Annotated in this window: 1 protein-coding gene; it reads right to left on the bottom strand. The window is 38.6% G+C overall.

The features are described from left to right. Window positions 1-198: 198 nt before the first annotated feature. Entirely contained in the window at window positions 199-1,386 is a 1,188-nt protein-coding gene (locus ACTWQB_RS17285; RefSeq protein WP_443140391.1) for an IS256 family transposase, read from the bottom strand. Window positions 1,387-1,505: the final 119 nt, after the last annotated feature.

Here is a 1,505-nt window from a genome sequence, read left to right as displayed (position 1 = left end):
GGGAGTGTCAAAAAGTTTGTGTAAATGACGACGTTCCATCTGTATTAAGTTAGCTGCATTATTTATATGATCGACCTTTAGGTCGTAATGGTGGCTTCTTCTTCAGTTGCCAACCCAGCAGCTTGTTAGAAGAAAGGGTCAAGCGGTTTGGGCTTGATGCTTTCTTCTAACAAGCTAGAATAATTAGACTGAAGAAGATTAACCTTGAATTGATTCAAACATTTCAAGAATTTCAGGTTTTGCCTCGTTAAAACCTCTATGACAACGCATACCGAACTTTTGATTGTAATCATGAAATTGAGTGACGAGGAATCGTTTTAATGAATCCTCGTGAGGGAACTGCTCTTTCCTTTTAATGTAGCGTTTCAGCTGCTTATTAAAAGATTCGATTAAATTAGTTGAGTAAATGCTACGTCTAATTGAAGATGGAAAGTCAAAGAAGGTTAATAGACGTGGATTCGACTCAATGTTTCGTACTACATTCGGGTAAACTTTGTACCACTTCTCACTGAATACTTTCAATGCCTTATTCGCTTCATCTCGGTCCTTGGCTTGGTAGATTTCTTTGAAGTCAGCCATAACGTTGGAACGATCTGAGACACGCACTTTACTGGATATATGACGAGCTGCATGCACACAACACACTTGGTGTTTAGCCTTTGGATAAACGCTATGAATAGCGTCTGTCATACCTTTTAAACCATCAGATATGAACAACAGTACATGTTCAGTTCCACGTTCTTTAATAGATTGAATGAGCTCTTTCCATACATGGGCAGATTCAGTCGGCGCGATAGTATAATCAAGCACTTCCTTATGTCCATCTTCTGTAATGCCAATCGCGATATAAACCGCCTCTTTCTCAACGGTATTACGACGAATAGGGATATGTGTGGCATCAAGATAAACACAAACATACCGCTCTTGCAGTTGGCGCTTGTGAAAAGCTTCTAGGTCGCCCACAGCAAGTTGAGTTAAGTTTGAGATAGTTTGTTTTGAATAGTGGTGTCCATACATGCGTTCAATGAGGTCGGCGACCTCATCGGTTGTCACGCCTTTTTGGTACATGTGAATCACAAAGTTTTCAAGGGAATCATTGTTTCTTTTATAAGGCTCTAAAGTCTGCTGTTTAAAGTCACCATTACGATCACGAGGTATCTCTAAATTTAGTTCACCAAATTGTGTTTTGAACGTACGTGAATAAACACCATTACGTGAATTGCCTGAGTTAAAACCTTCACGATCATAGGGTTCATAATCAAGGAATACAGTAAGCTCATGTTTTAGAAGGGAGTTTATCGCTGCTTCTAAATGTTTGCGAAAGACCTCTTCAATATCCTGCTTTTCAGCTAGTGCTTTAATTAAATCTGTAGTAAGATGATTCATAGGGAAGACCTCTTTTCTGTGAATTTTAGTCTGCTAACTTAATTCTACAGAATGGGTCTTCCTTTTTCTATATCATTGAAAATCGGAATAGCCATTTACACAAAATATTTTACACTCTC

Origin of the sequence: Piscibacillus sp. B03 (assembly GCF_052246295.1) — a bacterium.
GTDB lineage: Bacteria > Bacillota > Bacilli > Bacillales > Alkalibacillaceae > Piscibacillus.
Note: the sequence above shows the minus strand (reverse complement) of the source record. Positions and strands in the feature narration are given on the sequence as shown.

Excerpts from the sequence above, each read along its gene's own strand:
- ACTWQB_RS17285 (WP_443140391.1), bottom strand. The coding sequence starts at position 1,386 with ATGAATCATCTTACTACAGATTTAATTAAAGCACTAGCTGAAAAGCAG.